Annotated in this window: 2 protein-coding genes; both read right to left on the bottom strand. The window is 25.0% G+C overall.

Features of this window, described 5'->3' with window-relative positions; genetic code table 11:
* Window positions 1-20 precede the first annotated feature (20 nt).
* Complete coding sequence (gene glyA, locus RI68_RS00785) at window positions 21-1271, bottom strand: serine hydroxymethyltransferase (RefSeq protein ID WP_017193359.1); 1251 nt, start codon at window positions 1269-1271, stop codon at window positions 21-23.
* Between the two features lie 90 nt (window positions 1272-1361).
* Window positions 1362-2495 carry a DNA polymerase III subunit beta gene (gene dnaN / locus RI68_RS00780; RefSeq protein WP_017193358.1) on the bottom strand — a complete coding sequence of 378 codons (1134 nt, stop codon included), beginning with the start codon at window positions 2493-2495 and terminating at the stop codon, window positions 1362-1364.
* Window positions 2496-2529 lie beyond the last annotated feature (34 nt).

The raw sequence follows: 2529 nt of genomic DNA, 5'->3' as shown, positions 1-2529 counted from the left end.
ATTAAAAAAATAATAAAAATTTAATTTTTCTTTAAAGGGAATTTTTTTGTTATCGCCAATACTTCTTTTTTAACTGCTTTCAAAACTTCTTCATTTTCATAATTATTTAAAACTCGGTCAATTAAATGAGCAATTTGAACAAAATCTTTTTCTTTTAATCCTCTTGTCGTCATAGCCGGCGTTCCTATTCTGATTCCGCTAGTTAAAGAAATTTTTTCTTTATCAAAAGGAATAGAATTTTTATTAACAGTTATATTAGCCTTATGAAGGGTATCTGCTGCTAATTTGCCATTTAAAAAAGGGTTTTTATGCTTCAAATCAATAAGTATTAAATGATTATCAGTTGTTTGACTAACCAAACGATAACCTAATTCTTTTAAAGTGTTGGCTAAAGCTTTTGCATTTTTAACTATTTGTTGTTGATAAACAATAAAATCATCTTTTAAAGATTCTTTGAAGGCAACTGCTTTAGCGGCGATAACATGCATTAAAGGACCTCCTTGAATGCCCGGGAAAACACCTTTATTAATTTTTTTGATTATTTCTTCATTATTGGTTAAAATGATTCCTCCTCTTGGACCTCTTAAAGTTTTATGAGTAGTAGAAGTAACAATATCAGCATTAGCTAAAAAAGGAGAGGGATGTAAGTCAGCCGCCACTAAACCAGCAATATGAGCCATATCTACCATCAAATAAGCATTGACTTCATCAGCTATTTTTCTAAATTCTTGAAAATCAATAATTCTAGAATAAGCAGAAGCTCCGGCGATAATTAATTTAGGTTTAGTTTCATGCGCTATTCTTCTAACTTCTTCGTAATCAATTATTTCGTTGTCTGGTGAAACACCATAACTAAATGATTTTAAAAAATTACCAGAAAAACTAACTTTTGAACCATGAGTTAAATGACCGCCAGCGTTTAACGACATTCCTAAAATAATATCATTAGGTTTTAATAAAGATTGAAAAACAGCCATATTAGCTTGTGAACCTGAATGAGGTTGAACATTAGCATATTTAACTTTAAATAATTTTTTAACTCTTTCAATCGCTATGTTTTCAATTTCATCAACATAATCACAACCATGATAATATCTTTTTTGCGGATAACCTTCAGCATATTTATTAGTTAAAACACTTCCTTGCGCTTCCAAAACGGCTTCAGAAACATAATTTTCTGAAGCAATTAACTCTATATGTTCTTCTTGTCTTTGAATTTCTTTTTTTATTAATTCATAAATTTCTAAATCTTCTTTTTTTAAATTTTTCATCTCGCTTCTTCCTCTCTTTCTTTAATTTTTTTGAATAAATAATTGCCAAAAAGTAAAAAAATAATTGTTTTTAATGTAAAAACAATTATTTTATAAAAATGGTAAAATTAAATATAAAAGCGTTTTATCTTCTTCGCTAGAAATAATAAAAGGTTTGACCGAATTATCAAAATGAATTTTTATTTCTTTAGCGGGGAAAACTTTTAAAATTTCTTCTAAATGCTTCACATTAAAGGCTGTTTTGATATTTTCTTCAACCTTTCCTTCTAAAAGTAAAATTTCTTCTGATGCGTTTCCTATTTCTTCACTTCCAGAAAAAATTTCTATTTTTTTATTTCGATCAATATTTAAATGAACAATATTATTGAAAATATTTTCTTCTTTAGGTAAAAATAAAGATAATCTTTCTAATGTTTTAGTTAAATCTTCTTTTTTTAATTTAATAAAAGAAGAAAAATGTTCTTCTTTGATTTGTTGTATCAAAGGGAAATTACCTTGAAGAAGAATTGTTTGAAACAATAAAGATTCAGAAAATAAAAAAAGCTTTTGTTCGTTAATAGCTATTTTAACACTTTCATCTTTTTGTTGTTCTAAAAGTTTATTCATTTCTTCTAAACTTTTACTAGGAACAACAATATTAAAATCAGGGTAATCTAAATTCAATTCTATTCTTTTTTGACTTATACGAAAAGAATCAGTAGATAAAGCGGTTAAAAAAGGTTTTTTATAAATTAAATTAACTCCTGTTAAAATAATTTTTTGTTTGTCCTTAGAAGTTGCAATAACAGCTTCTTTAATTAATTTCTTTAAAAAATAACTTTTTAAAAGAAAAATTTTTTCAAAATTAAAAGTGAAATCAATAGAAGGGAAATCGTTAAAATTCATCATTTTTAATTTATATTCCGAAGAAGGTAAAGTTTTGATAACTAATAACTTATTATCCATAGAAGAAATCTTGATAAGAGGTGAATAAATTTTTTTAATAATATCAATAAAATACTTTCCAATTATAATTAAAGAACCGGTTTTTTTAACTTTTAAACTTTCATCTTTTATTTCTAATCTTACTGCTATATTCATGTTAATGACTTCTAAAAACAAAACATCTTCTTGAATTTCTATTTTAATATTATAATAAACTGGGAAAAAAGTTTTTGTAGGAAGTATTTTTTGAATTTGGAGTAAAAAATGCAATAAAACTTCTTTTTTTATTTCAAAATTCATATTTTATATTTCTTTTCTTTAAAATTAATTTTAA

This window comes from Vaccinium witches'-broom phytoplasma str. VAC (assembly GCF_000309405.1).
Lineage (GTDB): Bacteria > Bacillota_I > Bacilli_A > Acholeplasmatales > Acholeplasmataceae > Phytoplasma.
Note: the sequence above shows the minus strand (reverse complement) of the source record. Positions and strands in the feature narration are given on the sequence as shown.

Excerpts from the sequence above, each read along its gene's own strand:
- glyA (WP_017193359.1), bottom strand. The coding sequence starts at position 1,271 with ATGAAAAATTTAAAAAAAGAAGATTTAGAAATTTATGAATTAATAAAA.
- dnaN (WP_017193358.1), bottom strand. The coding sequence starts at position 2,495 with ATGAATTTTGAAATAAAAAAAGAAGTTTTATTGCATTTTTTACTCCAA.